19 protein-coding genes are annotated in these 16,693 nt (G+C 64.1%); 6 read left to right on the top strand and 13 right to left on the bottom strand.

Features of this window, described 5'->3' with window-relative positions; translation table 11 throughout:
- Positions 1-14 precede the first annotated feature (14 nt).
- From X268_RS29560 to X268_RS29570, 3 genes are all read right to left on the bottom strand, one after another.
- A complete protein-coding gene (locus X268_RS29560) occupies positions 15-1,142 on the bottom strand; it encodes an acyltransferase family protein (protein ID WP_128928204.1) in 1,128 nt (375 codons plus the stop codon).
- A complete protein-coding gene (locus X268_RS29565) occupies positions 1,127-1,813 on the bottom strand; it encodes an SGNH/GDSL hydrolase family protein (protein WP_128928205.1) in 687 nt (228 codons plus the stop codon). The genes X268_RS29560 and X268_RS29565 overlap by 16 nt, the downstream gene beginning before the upstream one ends.
- 664 nt (positions 1,814-2,477) lie before the next feature.
- Positions 2,478-2,951 (bottom strand): Crp/Fnr family transcriptional regulator, encoded by a 474-nt coding sequence (locus tag X268_RS29570; RefSeq protein WP_128928206.1) that lies wholly within the window; start codon positions 2,949-2,951, stop codon positions 2,478-2,480.
- 177 nt (positions 2,952-3,128) lie between these two features.
- On the opposite strand from X268_RS29570, the gene X268_RS29575 reads away from it, so the two are divergent.
- The gene (locus X268_RS29575; protein WP_128928207.1) at positions 3,129-4,133 is read left to right on the top strand and encodes an LLM class flavin-dependent oxidoreductase; all 1,005 of its coding nucleotides are present in this window, start codon (positions 3,129-3,131) and stop codon (positions 4,131-4,133) included.
- Positions 4,134-4,174: 41 nt separating this feature from the next.
- Here X268_RS29575 and X268_RS29580 read toward each other — a convergent pair whose 3' ends face one another.
- From X268_RS29580 to X268_RS29605, 6 genes are read right to left on the bottom strand one after another with little or no spacing between them, the layout of a single operon-like run.
- Complete coding sequence (locus X268_RS29580) at positions 4,175-5,050, bottom strand: amidohydrolase family protein (RefSeq protein WP_128928208.1); 876 nt, start codon at positions 5,048-5,050, stop codon at positions 4,175-4,177.
- A gap of 12 nt (positions 5,051-5,062) precedes the next feature.
- Positions 5,063-5,455, bottom strand: coding sequence for a RidA family protein (locus tag X268_RS29585; RefSeq protein WP_128928209.1), 393 nt, complete (start codon positions 5,453-5,455; stop codon positions 5,063-5,065).
- A 24-nt stretch (positions 5,456-5,479) separates the two neighbouring features.
- Positions 5,480-6,283: a 2-oxo-hept-4-ene-1,7-dioate hydratase gene (gene hpaH / locus X268_RS29590; protein WP_128928210.1), complete on the bottom strand. Its 804-nt coding sequence runs from the start codon at positions 6,281-6,283 to the stop codon at positions 5,480-5,482.
- Between the two features lie 3 nt (positions 6,284-6,286).
- Positions 6,287-7,147, bottom strand: coding sequence for a fumarylacetoacetate hydrolase family protein (locus tag X268_RS29595; RefSeq protein WP_128928211.1), 861 nt, complete (start codon positions 7,145-7,147; stop codon positions 6,287-6,289).
- Between the two features lie 52 nt (positions 7,148-7,199).
- The gene (locus X268_RS29600) at positions 7,200-7,817 is read right to left on the bottom strand and encodes a flavin reductase family protein (RefSeq protein ID WP_128928212.1); all 618 of its coding nucleotides are present in this window, start codon (positions 7,815-7,817) and stop codon (positions 7,200-7,202) included.
- Positions 7,818-7,820: 3 nt separating this feature from the next.
- The gene (locus tag X268_RS29605; RefSeq protein ID WP_128928213.1) at positions 7,821-8,786 is read right to left on the bottom strand and encodes a Bug family tripartite tricarboxylate transporter substrate binding protein; all 966 of its coding nucleotides are present in this window, start codon (positions 8,784-8,786) and stop codon (positions 7,821-7,823) included.
- A gap of 127 nt (positions 8,787-8,913) precedes the next feature.
- Here X268_RS29605 and X268_RS29610 point away from each other — a divergent pair, with 127 nt between their 5' ends.
- From X268_RS29610 to X268_RS29630, 4 genes are all read left to right on the top strand, one after another.
- The gene (locus X268_RS29610) at positions 8,914-9,714 is read left to right on the top strand and encodes an IclR family transcriptional regulator (protein WP_164937990.1); all 801 of its coding nucleotides are present in this window, start codon (positions 8,914-8,916) and stop codon (positions 9,712-9,714) included.
- A gap of 239 nt (positions 9,715-9,953) precedes the next feature.
- Positions 9,954-11,249 carry an O-acetylhomoserine aminocarboxypropyltransferase gene (locus X268_RS29620; protein ID WP_128928216.1) on the top strand — a complete coding sequence of 432 codons (1,296 nt, stop codon included), beginning with the start codon at positions 9,954-9,956 and terminating at the stop codon, positions 11,247-11,249.
- 4 nt (positions 11,250-11,253) lie between these two features.
- Positions 11,254-12,036 (top strand): alpha/beta fold hydrolase, encoded by a 783-nt coding sequence (locus tag X268_RS29625; protein ID WP_128928217.1) that lies wholly within the window; start codon positions 11,254-11,256, stop codon positions 12,034-12,036.
- Positions 12,037-12,104: 68 nt separating this feature from the next.
- Positions 12,105-12,608 (top strand): DUF6496 domain-containing protein, encoded by a 504-nt coding sequence (locus X268_RS29630; protein WP_128928218.1) that lies wholly within the window; start codon positions 12,105-12,107, stop codon positions 12,606-12,608.
- A gap of 24 nt (positions 12,609-12,632) precedes the next feature.
- On the opposite strand, the gene X268_RS29635 is transcribed toward X268_RS29630, so the two are convergent.
- From X268_RS29635 to X268_RS40115, 3 genes are read right to left on the bottom strand one after another with little or no spacing between them, the layout of a single operon-like run.
- On the bottom strand, positions 12,633-13,571 hold the full coding sequence (locus X268_RS29635; protein WP_128928219.1) for a TauD/TfdA dioxygenase family protein: 939 nt from the start codon (positions 13,569-13,571) through the stop codon (positions 12,633-12,635).
- 28 nt (positions 13,572-13,599) lie between these two features.
- Positions 13,600-14,553 (bottom strand): aliphatic sulfonate ABC transporter substrate-binding protein, encoded by a 954-nt coding sequence (locus tag X268_RS29640; protein ID WP_128928220.1) that lies wholly within the window; start codon positions 14,551-14,553, stop codon positions 13,600-13,602.
- 28 nt (positions 14,554-14,581) lie between these two features.
- Positions 14,582-14,776: a hypothetical protein gene (locus X268_RS40115; RefSeq protein ID WP_128929429.1), complete on the bottom strand. Its 195-nt coding sequence runs from the start codon at positions 14,774-14,776 to the stop codon at positions 14,582-14,584.
- Positions 14,777-15,165: 389 nt separating this feature from the next.
- Here X268_RS40115 and X268_RS29650 point away from each other — a divergent pair, with 389 nt between their 5' ends.
- Positions 15,166-15,897: an SDR family NAD(P)-dependent oxidoreductase gene (locus X268_RS29650; RefSeq protein WP_128928221.1), complete on the top strand. Its 732-nt coding sequence runs from the start codon at positions 15,166-15,168 to the stop codon at positions 15,895-15,897.
- 175 nt (positions 15,898-16,072) lie between these two features.
- On the opposite strand, the gene X268_RS29655 is transcribed toward X268_RS29650, so the two are convergent.
- Positions 16,073-16,684, bottom strand: coding sequence for a pyridoxamine 5'-phosphate oxidase family protein (locus tag X268_RS29655; protein ID WP_128928222.1), 612 nt, complete (start codon positions 16,682-16,684; stop codon positions 16,073-16,075).
- Between the last annotated feature and the right edge of the window lie 9 nt (positions 16,685-16,693).

Below are 16,693 nucleotides of genomic sequence, written 5' to 3' on the forward strand. Positions count from 1 at the left end.
ACACCGCTGCGTGCTCAGGCCATGGCGGGGCGGCGGATCGCCTCGGCGCGCGCCGGCAACAACGAGGCACGGATGAGCCGCTGCGCCGGCTCTTCAAAATAGCGGTAGGTGAGATGCGACGCCAGCAGCGTGGCGCCGATGAACATTCCGAAGAACGCGCCGTCATAGAGGGGAACCGGGACTTGCATCAGAGAAAAGCCCAGCATGATCGCCAACTGAATTGGAAAGTGCAGCAGATAGCTTGAATAAGTCACGTTGCCGGCCGCCTCGACAACCCGCTGAAGCCAGGCCGGCAACACGACGTCGCGAGAGAAACTATAAAGCAGCATCGGCGTACAGATCAGAAGCAGCAACAAGCCGAGCGATTCCAGCCGGCCGCCCGTCAGCCAATACCCTGAGATCAAGGACACGACAGCAATCCAGCCCGCGCTTTCGACTGCCAGCGCACGAGCGGGCGACGACCGCAAGGATTGGCGCGCCATCGCCGCCAGCCCGCCAGCGTAAAAGAAGGCAAAGCAGTCGGCGATCTCTCCAGGAATCGTCAGGCTGATGGCGATCAGCGCCACATTGAGCAACCAGGAACGGGTCGCCAGCAACATGACGAAGAAGAAGAAATAGACCAGCACTTCGACCGATACCGACCAGATCGGACCGTTGAAGCTCAGCGCATCCTGAGACGTCGCGTTGGCGGCCATCAACAACTGCAGCACGAAATGCATGAAATCGTTGTCTTGATAGACAAAGAACGATCCATTGGCCTTGAAATATAATGGCTGCAACAGCGCCACGAGCAGAAGCGTCGCAAGATGCAACGGGTAGAGCCGCGAGAACCGCAGGACGAAAAACCTCCAGCCATCAAGCACCCGATCGGCGATGGCGTCGCGATACTTCCAGAAGAATATGAAGCCGCTGATGCACCAGAACATCCGGACGGCATAGGGGCCGCTGCCATAGAATGGCGCCAGCAGCCAATAGAGCGGCAGCTGATCCCGGACAAGACCCACTTCCCTGTCACCAACGAAGGCGAATTGGCGATAGTGAAACACCAGGATCGCAAAAGCCGTCAGGAAGCGCAGCAGCTCCAATCCGAGAAGCTTGTTTGCCTGATCAGGAGCAACCGCTGGCGTCAATTCGTGCTGCATAGCACGGATGCTCCCTGCAAGACGGCTTGATTCCACGTCTGATAGCCGACGGCGTTCAGATGCACCCCGTCGATCGTGTGCGGCGCTGGCATGGGCGGCAGCGCGGCAAAGGTCGCGCCGCCACGCAAAGCGAGCTCGGGTAGAGCGGAATTGTAACTCTCGATCAGGCGCATCGCTTTCGTTTGCGCCTCGGCGGTCAGGCGAGTTGAAACCTCGAGCGGCGGAACCGCCAGCACCACAAGACGGGCCTTGGTCTCCGAAAGCTGCGCCAACAATGCGCTGTAATTCGCCTTGAACTGCGGCAAGTCACGCGCAGCTCCCAGCGCATCGTTGATTCCCAAAGCCATCACGATCGCGGCAGCAGGTCTCCCGTCGAGCACATCCATCAGCCAATTGCCCAGGTCGCTCGTTGTCGAGGCGCCGTCGAGGCCGGCATTGACGATCGGATGGCCGCAGAGTTCGCGCGGCAGCGCAGAGGCCTCGACGACGCTATCGCCGACAACGATGATGGGCTTATCGACCCGGGACAGCGTGTAATGGAGGATGACTTGCCGGCTCCGGCGATGCGATTCAAGAAACGCCTGCTTCTTGGCAAGAGAGGCCCCGGCCGCAACAGCGCCGATCAAGAGGACCGCACAGCCGATAAGCATCCTGTTCATGTAGGCGCTCAAGACGTATCCGAGGGTTGAATTTCGAAAGATAGCTGGGCGGCGGTTAAGATATTCGAACCAGCTGGTTGCCGGTGCGGTCCGCGGCACCCTGGCGCGATTGCCGCTGCAGAATTCGATAAGATCAATGTCAAATCAGAACAGCTGCCTAAGCCCGATCCTGTGCGGCAGCAGCATTCCCGAGGTTTGCTCTCCTCTTTTCGCCCTCTTGAAGTGAGGAGGCGCAGGGAAGGCCGGCCGGGATGGCGGGATAATGCTGCAAATCAAAATTTCGTCGGAGTGGAGTATTTCTAAAAAGGAGAATTTGCCGACGGGTCGCGATTGTGCCGCGCAGGTAAGGTTAATTCTTCCTTTCGATTGTCGGTAAAATTTTATCTATTATCCTCCTTGCCGTGGATGACGAACCAGAGGCTCCGATTGTGTTTGCGTGTTGCCTGATCGTGACTGGGACTGTGTTGCTTCTCTCCGGCATCGTTGCCTTCGGCTTTCATAGAAACTCGCTGCACACGATGGCGTTGCTGTAGAGCGACTTGTCCGCCGCAGCTCAAGGAGCGAAGGCAGAAGCGACACACCCGTCGAAGTCTTGCGGGGATGATGAAGCTTGATGGGTTTCGCAGGTGCTCTACCCGTCCTGCGCAGCTCAAACCATCCAACCCAGTAGATGTGATCAACCGTCCTCGCGACGCCGCCCCGCAAATCGTTCGTCGGCCCGGCGCAGGCGCCGGCACAGCTCGCGATTGATGTTCTGCAGCACGATCACATAGGCGTGGATGTCGGCCTTGTAGCAGGCGTAGAGATTCTTGGCGGTCAGCTCGTACAGCACCGTCGGCACCTCCGCGACCACCGTGGCGGAGCGGTTCTGCATTTCGATCAGTGTCATCTCGCCGAAGAAATCACCACGCTCCAGAACTGAAATCGGGATGACGCTGCCCGCATTCGCCCGCTTGCTCACCGCGAGCCGGCCGGACTTGACGATGAACATCGAGCGTCCCGGCTCGCCTTCCGTCACGACGATGGCGTTGCCATCGAAGCGGCGCTCGACCAGCATCGACATCAAGAGGTCGATGCCTGGCTCGGAAAGACCGCCGAAGAACGGCGTCGCGAGCAGGAACGCTTTCAGATCGGGGGCAGCAACAGCCATCGGGCGAGGATACGCGCCGTCACCGACTGCGGCAAGCAGCGGTAGAATGGGCAGAGCAAAAACGGACCCAGCAAGCCTCGTTCGACGATGAACCATGATAGGTCTCGCCAATGCCCTACCCATCCGGCGGGCCGACACTACATGTGTTGGCACAGCTCCCTCCCGCCGGTATTTCCCATGATCCCCTTCTCCGTGCTCGACCTCGCCCCGATCCGCCAGGGCGGCGACGCCGCGCAGGCGTTCCGCAACTCGCTCGATCTCGCCCGGCATGCGGAAGGCTGGGGCTACAAGCGGTTCTGGCTCGCCGAGCACCACAACATGACCGGCATCGCGAGCGCGGCGACGTCGGTGGTGATCGGCCACATCGCGGGCGGCACCAAGACGATCCGCGTCGGCTCCGGCGGGATCATGCTGCCGAACCATTCGCCGCTGGTCATCGCCGAGCAGTTCGGCACGCTGGAATCGCTCTATCCCGGGCGGATCGATCTCGGGCTCGGACGGGCGCCGGGCACCGACCAGTTCACCGCGCGGGCGCTGCGGCGCGACCTCGCCACCACGTCCGAGAATTTTCCACATGACGTGCTGGAGTTGCAGGCGTTGCTCGGCGAGGCGCAGCCGAACCAGGCGATCCGCGCCGTGCCCGGCATGGGGACGAAGGTGCCGCTGTGGATTTTGGGATCGAGCACCTTCGGCGCGCAGCTTGCCGCGATGCTCGGGCTGCCATTCGCGTTTGCCTCGCATTTCGCGCCGCAGATGATGATGCCGGCGCTGCGTGAATATCGCGCGCGCTTCGAGCCATCGGCGCAGCTCGACAAGCCCTATGCGATGGTCGGCGTCAACGTGTTCGCCGCCGACAGCGACGTCGAGGCGCAGCGGATGTTCTCCTCGCTGCAGCAGCAGTTCATCAACTTACGCCGCGGCACGCCCGGGCCGCTGCCGCCGCCGGTGGACGATATGGACGCGCTGTGGTCACCGGCCGAGAAGGCCATGGTCGACCAGTCGCTGTCCTGCTCGGCAGTCGGCTCGCCCGATATGGTCGAGGCGAAGCTGAAGCCGCTGATTGCCGAGACCGGCGCGGACGAGTTGATCACCACCGGGCAGATCTACGATCACGCCGCGCGACTGCACTCGTTCGAGATCGCAGCCGAGGTGCGGGATCGGCTGGCGAAGCAGCCGGTGTGAGGGCCCGACTGTCGCGACGATGAAGGCGCGACTTGCGTGTTTCAATCCGGAAAGCCGAACAGCTTTGCCGGATTGTGCACCAGGATCTTCTCCAGCTCAGCCTGGTCCGGCGCGTAGCGGTACATCAGCTCGAGCAGATCGGCGTCGTTCGGCGGCTGCTTGACGGAGACCGGATGCGGCCAGTCGCTGGCCCAGACGCAGCGGTCGACGGCCGCTTCGATATAGGCGCGCGCAATCGGGATCACGTCGTCATAGGGCGCGCCGGCCTTCGAGGTTTTCTCGCCGAGCGACAGCATCACCCAGAAATTGCCCTTCTTGAGCAGCTCCAGCATCTTGCGCAGATTCGGATCGTCCTTGCCGGCCTGCGGATCGGGCCGCGCCATGTGGTCGATCAGCACGGGTACGTCGAGGTTCTCGTACTTGGCGACGCTGGAGATGATGCCGTCCTTCTCGGGCTGGATCTTGACGTACCAGCCGAGCTCGCGGATGCGGGCGATGGCGCGGGCGAAGTCGGCATCGGACAGCACGGCGCCGAGCTCCTGGCGGAAGCTGAAGCGCGCGCCACGCACGCCGGCATCATGCAGCTTGGCGAGATAGGAGTCGCTGGCTTCCGCGAACACCAGCGCATTGGCGCAACCGCGATAGTTCGGGCCCATCGCTTTGAGCCCGTCGAGCACGACGGCATGATCGGCGCCGTAGGTCGTGGTCTGCACGATGATGCCGCGCTCGATGCCGAGCTGCTTGTGCATGCGCAGCGCCGCTTCCCAGGTCGCGGTCGGCATCCGATAGGCCGCACCGGGACGCTCCGGATATTTGTCGACCGGGCCCAGCACGTGAAACTGGCTGTCGACGGTTTTGGGCGGCGGTGCCTTGATCGGGCGGCGCGGATTGGGGTCGAACGGCAGATAGGTCGGCATGCAAGCGCTCCTTCAGTCGATCACGGCGGTGAAGTCGCACTGCACCAGCGCGCCGCCATCCATATTGTCCATCGGCAGCGCATGACGCGCCGGGCGCGAATGCTCGTCCGGAAACATTTTTAGCCATTCGACGTTGACGGGGCCGCGCTGCGTGCGGTCCTTCAGCCACACCGTCATCTTGATGATGTCGTCGGTGGTGCCGCCGGCGGCCTCCACGGTCGCCTTCATATGCGCGAACATGTTGGCGCATTGCGCATCAAGGCTCTCCGGCATCACGCCGGCCGCGTCACGACCGAGGATGACGCCGGACATCACGAGATTGCCGATGCGGCAGGCGTTCGGAATCGGATTGGCGTGCTTGAAGCCGCCGATATGGATGCTCTTGCGCCGCGTGTGGCCACTCATGGTGGGCTCCCTCTTCTCGTTGGTTCAAACGAATTGGCACGACACCGAGCCGAACGCGCCGTAATCGGCGTGGAAGGTGTCGCCGCGGCGGATGTCGACAGGCCGCGTGAACGATCCCGCCAGCACGACCTCGCCGGCTTTGAGATGCTCGTCATGCGGAGCCAGGCGGTTGGCGAGCCAGGCGATGCCGTTGGCGGGATGGTTGAGCACGCCGGCCGCAAGCCCTGTCTCCTCGACCTCGCCATTGCGGAACAGCAGCGCGCCGATCCAGCGCAGATCGGCATCCATCGGGCGGATCGGCCGGCCTCCGAGCACCAGCGCGGCATTGGCGGCGTTGTCGGAGATCGTGTCCATCACCTTGCGCGTCTTGCCGGTCTCGGGATCGACGCGGTGCATGCGCGTCTCCAGGATCTCCAGCGCGGGGGTCACGTAGTCGGTGGCGTTGAGCACGTCGAAGATGGTGCAATCCGGTCCGCGCAACGGCGCCCTCAGCACGAAGGCGAGCTCGACCTCGATTCGCGGCGCGTGGAAGCGGTCGAACGGGATCGGCGTGGCGTCGGCATAGAACATGTCGGCGAACAGCACGCCGTAATCCGGCTCGTTGATGCCGACCGCGTTCTGCATCGCTTTCGAGGTCAGGCCGATCTTGTGGCCCTTGATGATGCGTCCGCGGCCGAGCTGCAGCTTGGTCCAGGCGCGCTGGACGGCGTAGGCGTCCTCGATGCTGAAATCGGGATACTCCTTTGTGAACATCGGGATCAGTGATTTCGTGCGCTCGGCTTCATCGAGGCGCGCGGCGAGGCGTTCGATCGTGGCAATATCCAGCATTGCTTATTGCTCCGCCGCGACCGTGTTACGCAGCACGCCGATGCGGCTGGATTCGACCTCGACGACGTCGCCGACCTTCAGCCAGCGCGGCGGATCGAAGCGCGCACCGGCCCCCGTCGGCGTGCCGGTCACGATCATGTCGCCGGGTTTCAGAGTGGCGAAGGTCGAGAGATAGGAGATGATGAAATCGAACGGAAACATCAGCCGCTCGGTCGTGTCCTGCTGCCGCACCTCGCCGTTGACGCGCGTGACGATGTCGTGCGGACCGCGCGGGTCGAGTTCGCCCGCCGTGACGATCCACGGGCCGATGCTGCCGGAGCGGTCGAAATTCTTGCCCTGCGTGACGTTGAACTTGCCGTGGCGCAGCCAGTCGCGGATCGTGCCTTCGTTGCACAAGGTCATGCCGAAGATGTGCGACCACGCCCGTTCGCGCGGGATGTGGCGGGCGCCCTGCCCGATCACGATGACCAGCTCGCCTTCATAGTCGAGCTGATCGGAAACCTTGGGCTTCTCCAGCGGCTGGCCGGAGCCGGTCATCGACGACATGCTGCGCACGAACAGGCTGGGATATTTGGGCAGGTCGGAATTGTCTTTGTATTCGGCGTTGCGCTCGGCGTAGTTGACGCCGATGCACCAGAGCTTTTCCGGCGCCAGCACCGGCGGCAGCAGCACGAGCTTGTCCAGCGCGTAGTCCGGCTTTTGTCCGGCGACGGCCTCCTGCGCATCGGCGAGTGCGTTGGCCGCGATCAGCGCCTTCACATCCGAATAGTCGCGGCCGAGCCGCCTGGTCAGATCGACCACGCCGCCTTCGACGGCCGCGCCATAGCGCGCCTCGCCGTCCAGGAGATAGCTCAGGAGTCGCATTGTCGTTTCCTCCGATGACGTTGAGGCGGCCTGGCCGGCGACCGGCCTGCGCTCAGTCTTTCGATTTGGGGGTCTGGAACACGGTATTCAGCGTCACGATCTCGCCGAGCCGGGCGTAGCGCGGGCCGCCAATGCGTGCGATCGGATCGAGTGCCCTGGTTTCGACCTTGCCGTCGTTGACGAGGCCGTCGCGCAAATGGAACATCACGACCTCGCCGACGATGAGCCGGCTCTTGGCATCACCGAATTCCAGGCACTGGCGGAAGCGGCATTCCATCGCGACCGGCGCGGCCGCGAGCCGCGGCACCTTGATGCATTCGCTCGCGACCGTCTCGAGCCCGAGATGCTCAACCTCACTGACTTCAGGCGGATGCTCGACCGAGCTGTCGTGCAAGGCCTGCATCAGCGGCGTATCGGCGATGTGGATGACGTATTCCTCGGTATCGAGGATGTTATGCGCGGTGTCTTTGTAATCGGCACCCTTGCGGCCGACGCTGATGGCGAGCATCGGCGGCTTCTGGGAGACGAAGGTGAAGGCGCTGAACGGCGCGAGGTTGAGCACGCCCGTGGCTGACAGGCTCGTGACCCACGCGATCGGGCGCGGCACCACGATGCCGGTCATCAGGCGATAGATGCGCTCCGCACCGTGCTCGCTGGGGTCGATCCGCATCGATCAATCCGCCCTGATGTTGGCTTTGCGCACGACCGGAATCCATTTGGCATCCTCCCGCTCGAGATAGGCCTTGAACTCGTCCGGCGTCATCGCCGTCGCTTCGCCGCCGAGCTTCTCGAACTTGTCGACCACGCCGGGGTCTTTCAGGATCGCGACCAGCGTCTCGTGCAGCTTCTCAACGACAGCTGCCGGCGTGCCGGCGGGCGCGAACAGGCCGGTGAAGGTCTGGCCGTCAAAGTCCTTGTAGCCGAGCTCGGTGAAGGTCGGCACATCAGGCAGCGACTTCAGACGGTGCGGGCTGGTGACGGCGAGCGGGCGGAACAGGCCGGCCTTGATGTGCTGGAGGCTGACCGTGAGCTGGTCGAACGCGAACTGCACCTGGCCGCCGAGCAGGTCGTTGATCGCCGGCGCGTTGCCGCGGTAATGCGCGGTGACCCATTGCAGGTCGAGATTGGACTGCATCAGCTCGCTGAGCAGGTGGTTGGTAGTGCCGGGACCAGGCGAGGCCATCGTCAACTTGCCGGGCTCGCGCTTGGCGAGGTCGATGAACTCCTTGAAGTTCGTCGCCTGTACCGACGGATGCACCTCAAGCACCAAAGGTGTCATCGAGATGGTCGAGATCGGCAGGAAGTCCTTCTTCCAATTATAGGCCTCGCGCTTGTTGATCTCCGTTGCGAACAGCACCGGACCGTTGGCGCCGACGAACAGCGTGTAGCCGTCGGGCGCCGACTTGGCGAAGGCCTCGCCCGCGATCATGCCGCCGGCGCCGGCCTTGTTCTCGATGATGAAAGGCTGGCCGAGCTTTTCCTGAAGCTTGTCGGCGACGATGCGCGCGGCGCTGTCGACGTTGCCGCCGGCGGGATAAGGCACGATCAGCTTGACGCTGCGGGCCGGCCATTGCTGGCCCGATGCGGGCGCCGCCAGCATCGCGGCTGCAGCAGCTATGGCAATCCAGATTAATCTCATGTTAACCTCCCGACGGCGCTTCCAATTGAACTCGAACGCCTGACGTTGCGCCTGGCGCCCAATCGCCGCGCAATCTCCAGATGAGCGCTTTACCTGTCGAGTGAATTGTGGCGTTCTTGTCCATATTATGGACAAGACACGTCCCCCGAAAGCCAGCCGCGGCGCACTGGAACCGCGACAGGGCGCGCAGGCGATCCGCCGCGCGCTTACCGTCCTGCGCATTCTTGCCGCAGGCCGCGAGGACGGTGTGCCATTGGCCGAGGTGGTGCGCACAACCGGCCTCACCCGTCCGACCGTGCATCGCATCATCCACGTGTTGATCGAGGAGGGCATCGTCGAGCGGCACGAGCGAACCGGCCGCTACGCGATCGGCAATCAGGTGCCGGAACTCGCGCTGGCGCGTCCCCGTCCGTCGCGGCTTTTGATCGCCGCCAATCCGTCGCTGCAGCGTGCCTCCGCCGAGATCGGTGACACGCTGTTCCTGACGGTGCGGACCGGCAACGACACGCTGTGCGTCGATCGCAGGATCGGGGTCTACCCGATCCAGGTGCTGTCGATCGAGGTCGGCGCGCGGCGGCCGCTCGGCGTCTCCAGCGCGGGCATCGCCATCCTCGCCGCGATGCCGGCGCAGGACGCGCGAAAAATCGTCGCGGCCAACGAGAAGCGGTTCGAGGCCTACAAGACCGACGTGGCGACGGTCGTCGGCGAGGTCACTGCAGCGCGACGGCTGGGATACGGCATGAGGGAGATCGGCCTCATCCAGGGCACGAAATCGATCTCGACCTGGATCAAGACGCCGGATGGCCAGCCGGCCGCAGCGATGACGGTCTCCGCCGTTCGCACGAGGCTCGGGCCAAGACGCGAGCAGGAGGTGGCGGAGATCTTGCTACGGGAGACACGGATCATCGAGCAGGCGATCGGGGGGTAGCTCTCTCTCGTTCGGAGAGTGCACCGCATGTGCGCTTCGCGTTGAAGGCACTGGATCTGCCGCAGCGTCATGGCCGGGCTTGTCCCGGCGATCCATGCCTTTCCTCGCGGCACGAAGAACGTGGATGCCCGGAACAAGCCCGGCCATGACGACCTCTTGTGTGGGCTGTCAATGGGCTGACTTCGCACTCCATTTTATGGCACAACGCCCCACCACCGACCGACCAAACGAGGCCACGCATGCCCGCGCCAAAACCGCCTGCCTTCGAGACCCTGAGCCTGCATGCGGGCCAGCACCCGGATCCCGCGACCGGCGCCCGGGCGGTGCCGATCTACCAGACCACGTCCTACGTGTTCCAGGATTCCGACCACGCCGCGGCGCTGTTCAATCTGGAGCGCGCCGGCCACATCTATACCCGCATCTCCAACCCCACCACCGGCGTGCTGGAGGAGCGGCTCGCGGCGCTCGAAGGCGGCGTCGGCGCGATCTGCACTGCGAGCGGCATGGCCGCGCTACATCTGGCGATCGCGACGCTGCTGAGCGCCGGCGACCACATCGTGGCGTCGAGCTCGCTCTATGGCGGCACCATCAATTTGCTGGCGCACACGCTGCCGCGCTTCGGCATCACCACCAGCTTCGTCAAGCCGCGCGATCTCGAAGCGTTCCGCGCGGCGATTAGGCCGAACACGAAGCTCGTGATCGGCGAGACCATCGGCAATCCCGGGTTGGAAGTGCTCGATATCCCGAAGGTTGCGGCGATCGCCCATGAGGCAAAGATCCCACTGCTGATCGACAACACTTTCGCCACGCCATATCTGAGCCGTCCGATCGAGCTCGGCGCCGACATCGTCATGCATTCGGCCACCAAATGGATCGGCGGCCACGGCATCGCGATCGGCGGCGCGATCATCGACGGAGGCCGGTTCGACTGGCGCGGATCGGGCAAGTTCGCCGTGCTGACCGAACCCTATGGCGGCTATCACGGCATCGTCTTCGACGAGCAGTTCGGCACGAGCGCCTTCATCATTCGCGCCCGCACGGAAGGTTTGCGCGATTTCGGTGCCTGCCTGTCGCCGACCAACGCATTCCAGCTCCTGCAGGGCGTCGAGACCCTCGGCGTGCGCATGGACCGACACATGCAGAACACGCATCTCGTGCTCGAAGCACTGAAGTCCAACAAGGCCGTGGACTGGGTGCTGCATCCCTCGCTGGAGACGCATACGGACTATCAGCTCGCCAAGCAGTTGCTGCCGCGCGGCGCCGGCTCGATCATCTCCTTCGGCATCAAGGGCGGGCGGCCCGCCGGGCGCAAGTTCATCGAAAGCTTGCGCATGATCAGCCATCTCGCCAATGTCGGCGACGCCAAGACACTGGTGATCCACCCGGCGTCGACCACGCATCAGCAGATGGATCCCGAGCAGCTCAAGGCGGCCGGCATCGGTGAAGAGCTGGTGCGGCTGTCGGTCGGCATCGAGACGGCAAGCGACATCATCGACGATCTGGCGCAGGCGCTGCGCATCTCGCAAAAGGTCTGACACCATGAAGCTCTCCGTCAACGGCGCTGACGTGTTTGTCGCAACCGGCGGCCGCGACTTCGACAAATCGCTGCCCACGGTCGTGTTCATCCACGGCGCCGGCTTCGACCATTCGACCTGGGCGCTGCATACGCGCTGGTTCGCCCATCACGGTTTTGGCGTGATGGCGCCCGATCTTCCCGGGCACGGCCGCTCTACTGGGCCTTCGCTCGGCAGCATCGCCGAGATGGCCGACTGGACCGCGGCGCTGCTCGATGCGGCTGGCAGCTCGAAGGCGCATCTGATCGGCCATTCCATGGGATCGCTGATCTCGCTGGAGACCGCCGCGCGGCATCCGGACAAGGTCTCCGCGCTGAGCCTGATCGGCACCGCCGCAACCATGACAGTCGGCCCGGATCTCCTAAAGGCCGCCGAGGCCAATTCGCAGGATGCCAACGACATGGTCTCGATCTGGGGCCTCGGCTTCAACGCCGAGCTCGGCGGCAGCCTCGCGCCGGGCCTGTGGATGCATGGCGGCGCGCAGGCCGTGCTGAAGTCATGCGAGCCGGGCGTGCTGTTCAGGGATCTGTCCGCCTGCAATTCCTATACGAATGCGCTCACCGCCGCTGCGAGCGTGAAGGTGCCGACGACGCTGATCCTTGGCGAGCGGGACATGATGACACCGGCGAAGGCAGGCAAGGCGCTCGCGGCCGCGATCGCTCATGCGAAGACCGTCGTGATGCCAGGCGCCGGACACATGATCATGGCCGAGCGGCCGGACGAATTGCTGGCGGCGTTGAAGGGTTGATCGGATCAATCTTCCGCGTTGCGCGTTGCGGTCGGACATCCCTGCGATTCAAGAAGGGAACTCGACCCATGCCAAGACAGGAAGTGATTCGCAAAGCCAGGCAAGACAAGCGCGCCGGAAAATCGCCGAGCACGCAGGCCGGAGAATTCGTCAAGGACGAGATCGACAAGATCAGGAAGGGCAGACACGGCGCGCGCTCGACCAAGCAGGCCGTTGCCATCGGCCTGTCCGAGGCGCGCCGCGCCGGCGTCGATCTGCCGCCGCCGCGCAAAGGGCGAACCAAGAAGTCGACACGACGCAGCGCCAAATATGCCTATGAGGTCGGCCAGGGCAAACGCACGCCGAAGCGCCGACCGAAAGTGTCGCGCGCGGTCGAGAACGTCCTGAAGAAGGAGCCGCGCTCAACGGCATCGCGGAGCGCGCTGTCGAAGCAAGGCAAGCGCGCGGCAAGCCGGCGAAGTGCCTCGTCCCGTTCAGCCGCCGCGCGCAAGGCAAGCCACACCAAGGGTGCCAAGGTCCGCTCCGCCGCCGCGAAGAAGGCGGCACGCACCAGGGCGCGCCGCCGCGGCTAGGTGGGGGCGCGGCGTCGGGCGGAGCTACTCGGCGGCCTCGCCGAGATCGAGCCGGGCTCGCGGTGCCTCTCCGGTCACCACCGAGACACGCTCGCCCCAGCGTTCCCAGGGATAGTAATCCCAGATCGCGTGGTGCTGGCTCGCCCAATTGTCCCATACCAGCAGCGAATTCGGCTGCCAGTTGACGCGCGTCTGCAACGCCAGCTGACTTTCGACATGCCGGAACAGAAACTGTAGAATGGCGTCGCTTTCCCGCCGCGTCAGTTGCACGATGTGCGAAGTGAAGGACGCATTCACATAGAGGAACTTTCGTCCCGTGCGCGGATGGACGGGCACCACCGGGTGCTCCGTCTGCGGATAGGTCTTGCCGGGATCAGGCTTCGCACCATAGCCGGCGGTCCAGGCCAGCGACCCGTCGTGGATGGCGGTCAGGCCGTCGAGCAATTGCTTGACCGGATCCGACAGGAATTCGTAGGCGAGATACATGTTGGCGAAGGCGGTGTCGCCGCCGAGCGGCGGGGTCTTCGTCACCCGCAGCAGCGAATAGGCGATCGGGCTGGGATCGCAGGACACGTCGGGATGCCAGCCATCGCCGGCAGTGAAGCGCGAGTCCCGGCCGGTCTTCCATGACAGGAATTCCGGATCGAACGGACCATCGCCCTTGAAACGCGTGGCGGCCAGCTCGTGCCGGTGCAAAGACTTGCCGAAGCGGCGCGCGAAGCGCTTATGATCCTCCGGCGAAAGTTTCTGGTCGCGGAAGATCACGGCAAGATTCTCGTCGATCGCCCGCCTGATTTCGGCAAATTGCGTCTCGCTCACCTCCTTGGAGAGATCGATACCGGAGATCTCCGCGCCGACGGTCGGCGAGAGCTGCCTGACCTCGATTGTCTCGAACGGTTCGCGCCGGTCCGTGTTCCACCGTTCAATCGCGAGCTTGTCGTTGAAGTCTCTGTAGAAACTCATACTGCTACCCCTCAAATGGACGCCCCGCTCAGGAGCCCGGATTCCATTTCCAGACGATGTCGGAGACGTTGACCGGCTTCGGGATCAGGCCGAGCCTGGTGAAGCGATCGGCGACCGCCTGCTGGCTCCTGATCACCTCGCCGTCGATCGGCACCACGCTGAAGTTGGAGCGATCGACGAAGCGCCTCACGGCTGTGATGTCGACGCCAGTGGCCTCGGCCTGCGCTTTGGCGACTTCCTCGTGATGACCGTTGGCCCAACCGCCTTCGGAGGCGAAGGCGGCATTGAGCTTCGCGACCAGTGCTGGATATTTGTCCACGAAGTCGGAACCCGCGATGTAGAAGGCATTCGGCGTGTGCACGTCCTTGTCGAAAGCGATGACGCGCGCGTTCTCCTTCAGCTCGGCAATGGCGAGATACGGATCCCAGATCGACCAGGCGTCGACCGATCCCTTGATGAAGGCGGCCGTCGCATCGGCAGGCGCAAGCGGCGCCGGCGTGATGTCGGACCACGACAGGCCGGCCTTTTCGAGCGCGGTGACCAGCAGATTGTGCGCGCTCGATCCCTTGCCGAAGGCAACGCGCTTGCCCTTGAGATCGGCCAGCGCGTGAATCGGCGAATCCTTCGGCACGATGATCGCCTGGGTGTTTCCTTCCGATTTCACCGCAGCAACGTAGCGGATCTTGGCGCCGCCGGCCTGCGCGAAGATCGGCGGCGTGTCGCCGACGAAGCCGAAATCGACGCTGCCGACATTGATAGCCTCCAGCAGCGGCGGACCGAACTGGAAGTCGATCCACTTGATCTCGATGCCGAGCGGCTTGAAGGCGTTCTCGAGCGTCTGGCGCTGGCGCACCGCCGGGAAGAAGCCGCCCTTCTGCGTGCCGACGCGGATCTCCGCCGGCTTGTCCTCGGCGTGCCCGGGCGAGCCTGCCGCAGTTGCCAGCAACAGAGCGCCGGCGATGATGTGTCGTCGCGTGATCATTTGCGAAGTCCTTTCGGTCTGCTGGTGCTTAGATTGAGACAAGGTGCCGGCGCTCCGCCAACACGGCGCGGGCGGCGCGTTCGGCGTCCCGGGCCGAGCGGAACTGGCGGCCTTCGAGACTGTCGAACAGGCGTTCGGAGGAGAAGAAGCGAAAGCCGCGCTCGTCGCTGGCGATGATGCCGGCGGTGCGGTCATGAACTTCGATGATATAGGCCTTGGGCATGGCTGCTCGTTCGCCGAACGGGTCGGCGTTCCTGTCAAGAGATTGCGATCGGGACTTTGGTTCGGCGGTCAGCAGCAACAACAGGCGCCGGTCGCGGCCGAGACGCAGCGACGCATCATGCGCTTGCGCATGTCGCTCATCACTCGCTGGTCATTCGATGTCATGCAGCGGCTCTCGGCTCGAAGGTGCAGTTTCGATGTCTCGAATATCGAGGGATTGACCCGATCGGTCAATGAAATGGCTATCCATATTTGCGGCGGTCGCGTGCGCGCACGTCTCTGCGCGCAAGCCGCCGCAACCGAAATCATCTCGCGATGATGTCAACACGTTGGGCGTCCATAGCGTGGTACCGTTACCCCCAGAGGCGCAAAGAAGTGCAGGAGGACGACATGACGGATACCATGAAGGAGCGCACGGCGCTCGTGACCGGCGGATCGCGCGGAATTGGTGCAGCCGTCTGTCGCGCGCTGGCCGAAGCAGGCGCGGCGGTGGCGATCAATTGCCGCGAGAAGATTGACCAAGCTGAACAACTCGCGGGAGAGATCGTCAAGCAGGGCGGCCGCGCCATCGTCGTCGCCGCCGACGTCTCGCAGGCCGAGGCCGTGGCCGGAATGGTCGAGCGCGTCACGGCCGGGCTCGGCCCCATCGACATCCTCGTCAACAATGCCGGCATCGCCATCACACGCGGCCTCGACGACCTCACCGAGGAGGATTTCGACCGAACGATCCTGGTCAATCTGAAGTCCGCGTTCCTGTGCACGCAAGCGGTGTTGCCGTCGATGCGCGCACGGAAATGGGGCCGCATCATCAACATCTCCTCCGGAGCCGCGCGCGGCGCCGGCTCGATCGGCCCACATTACAATGCGTCAAAGGCCGGCATGGAGGGCCTGACGCGCGGCTATGCGGCGCGGCTGGTGAAGGAGGGCATCACCGTCAACGCCGTGGCGCCCTCGCTGATCGAGACCGACATGATGAGCGGCCAACCGCAGCTCGTCAGCCGCATCCCGCTCGGCCGCTTCGGCACTGCGGAGGAGGTGGCAAAGGCCGTGATGCTGCTGGTCGACAACGCCTACATGACCGGACAGACGGTCGCGCTGAGCGGCGGGATGGCGTTTAATTGAAGCGGAGCGGCGGGCTTCCTTCACTTCTCCCCGCTTGCGGGGAGAGGTCGGATCGCTCTTGCGATCCGGGTGAGGGGGTACAGATCCCACGGCGATCTCACGCGCGGAGGGAGGCCCCTCACCCAGCCCTCTCCCCGCAAGAGCGGGGCGAGGGAGATGAGAGAGCACGGACGCATCACCACATCGTTGCCGCGGCCCGTTCCGGCCACGCGCGGTCGTATTCCGCACCGCCGACCTTGTTGTCGCTCATCTCGGCGAGGATCTGGCCCGGTGTCGGCAGCGTCTTGGGGTCGACGCGCTTGTCGGGATTCCAGAGGTCGGAGCGGACGATGGCGCGGGCGCACTGGAAATAGATCTCCTCGACGTTCATCACCATGACACTGCGCGGCGCCTTGCCCTCGACCTTGAACGAAGCCAGCAGCTCCGGATCGATCGAGAGATGGGCGCGGCCATTGGCGCGGACCGCGTTGCCGGAGCCGGGAATCAGGAACATCAGCGACACGGGGGGGTCCCGCACGACGTTGCGCAGGGAATCGACCCGGTTGTTGCCACGGCGGTCGGGCAGCATCAGCGTCTTCGGATCATGGACACGGACGAAGCCCGGCAGGGCGCCGCGCGGCGAGCAGTCGATGCCTTCCGGGCCGATGGTGGCGAGCGCGGCGAACGACGCCTTTTCGATGAAGATCCGGTAGAGCGGCGTGACATGGTCGGCGACTTTTACGGTCGAGGCGTCACCAACGGCGCCGTAGATAGCCTCAAGCTGCTCGACCGTTTCGATCATCGACATGCCACTCTC

It is taken from the genome of Bradyrhizobium guangxiense (genome assembly GCF_004114915.1).
Taxonomy (GTDB): domain Bacteria; phylum Pseudomonadota; class Alphaproteobacteria; order Rhizobiales; family Xanthobacteraceae; genus Bradyrhizobium; species Bradyrhizobium guangxiense.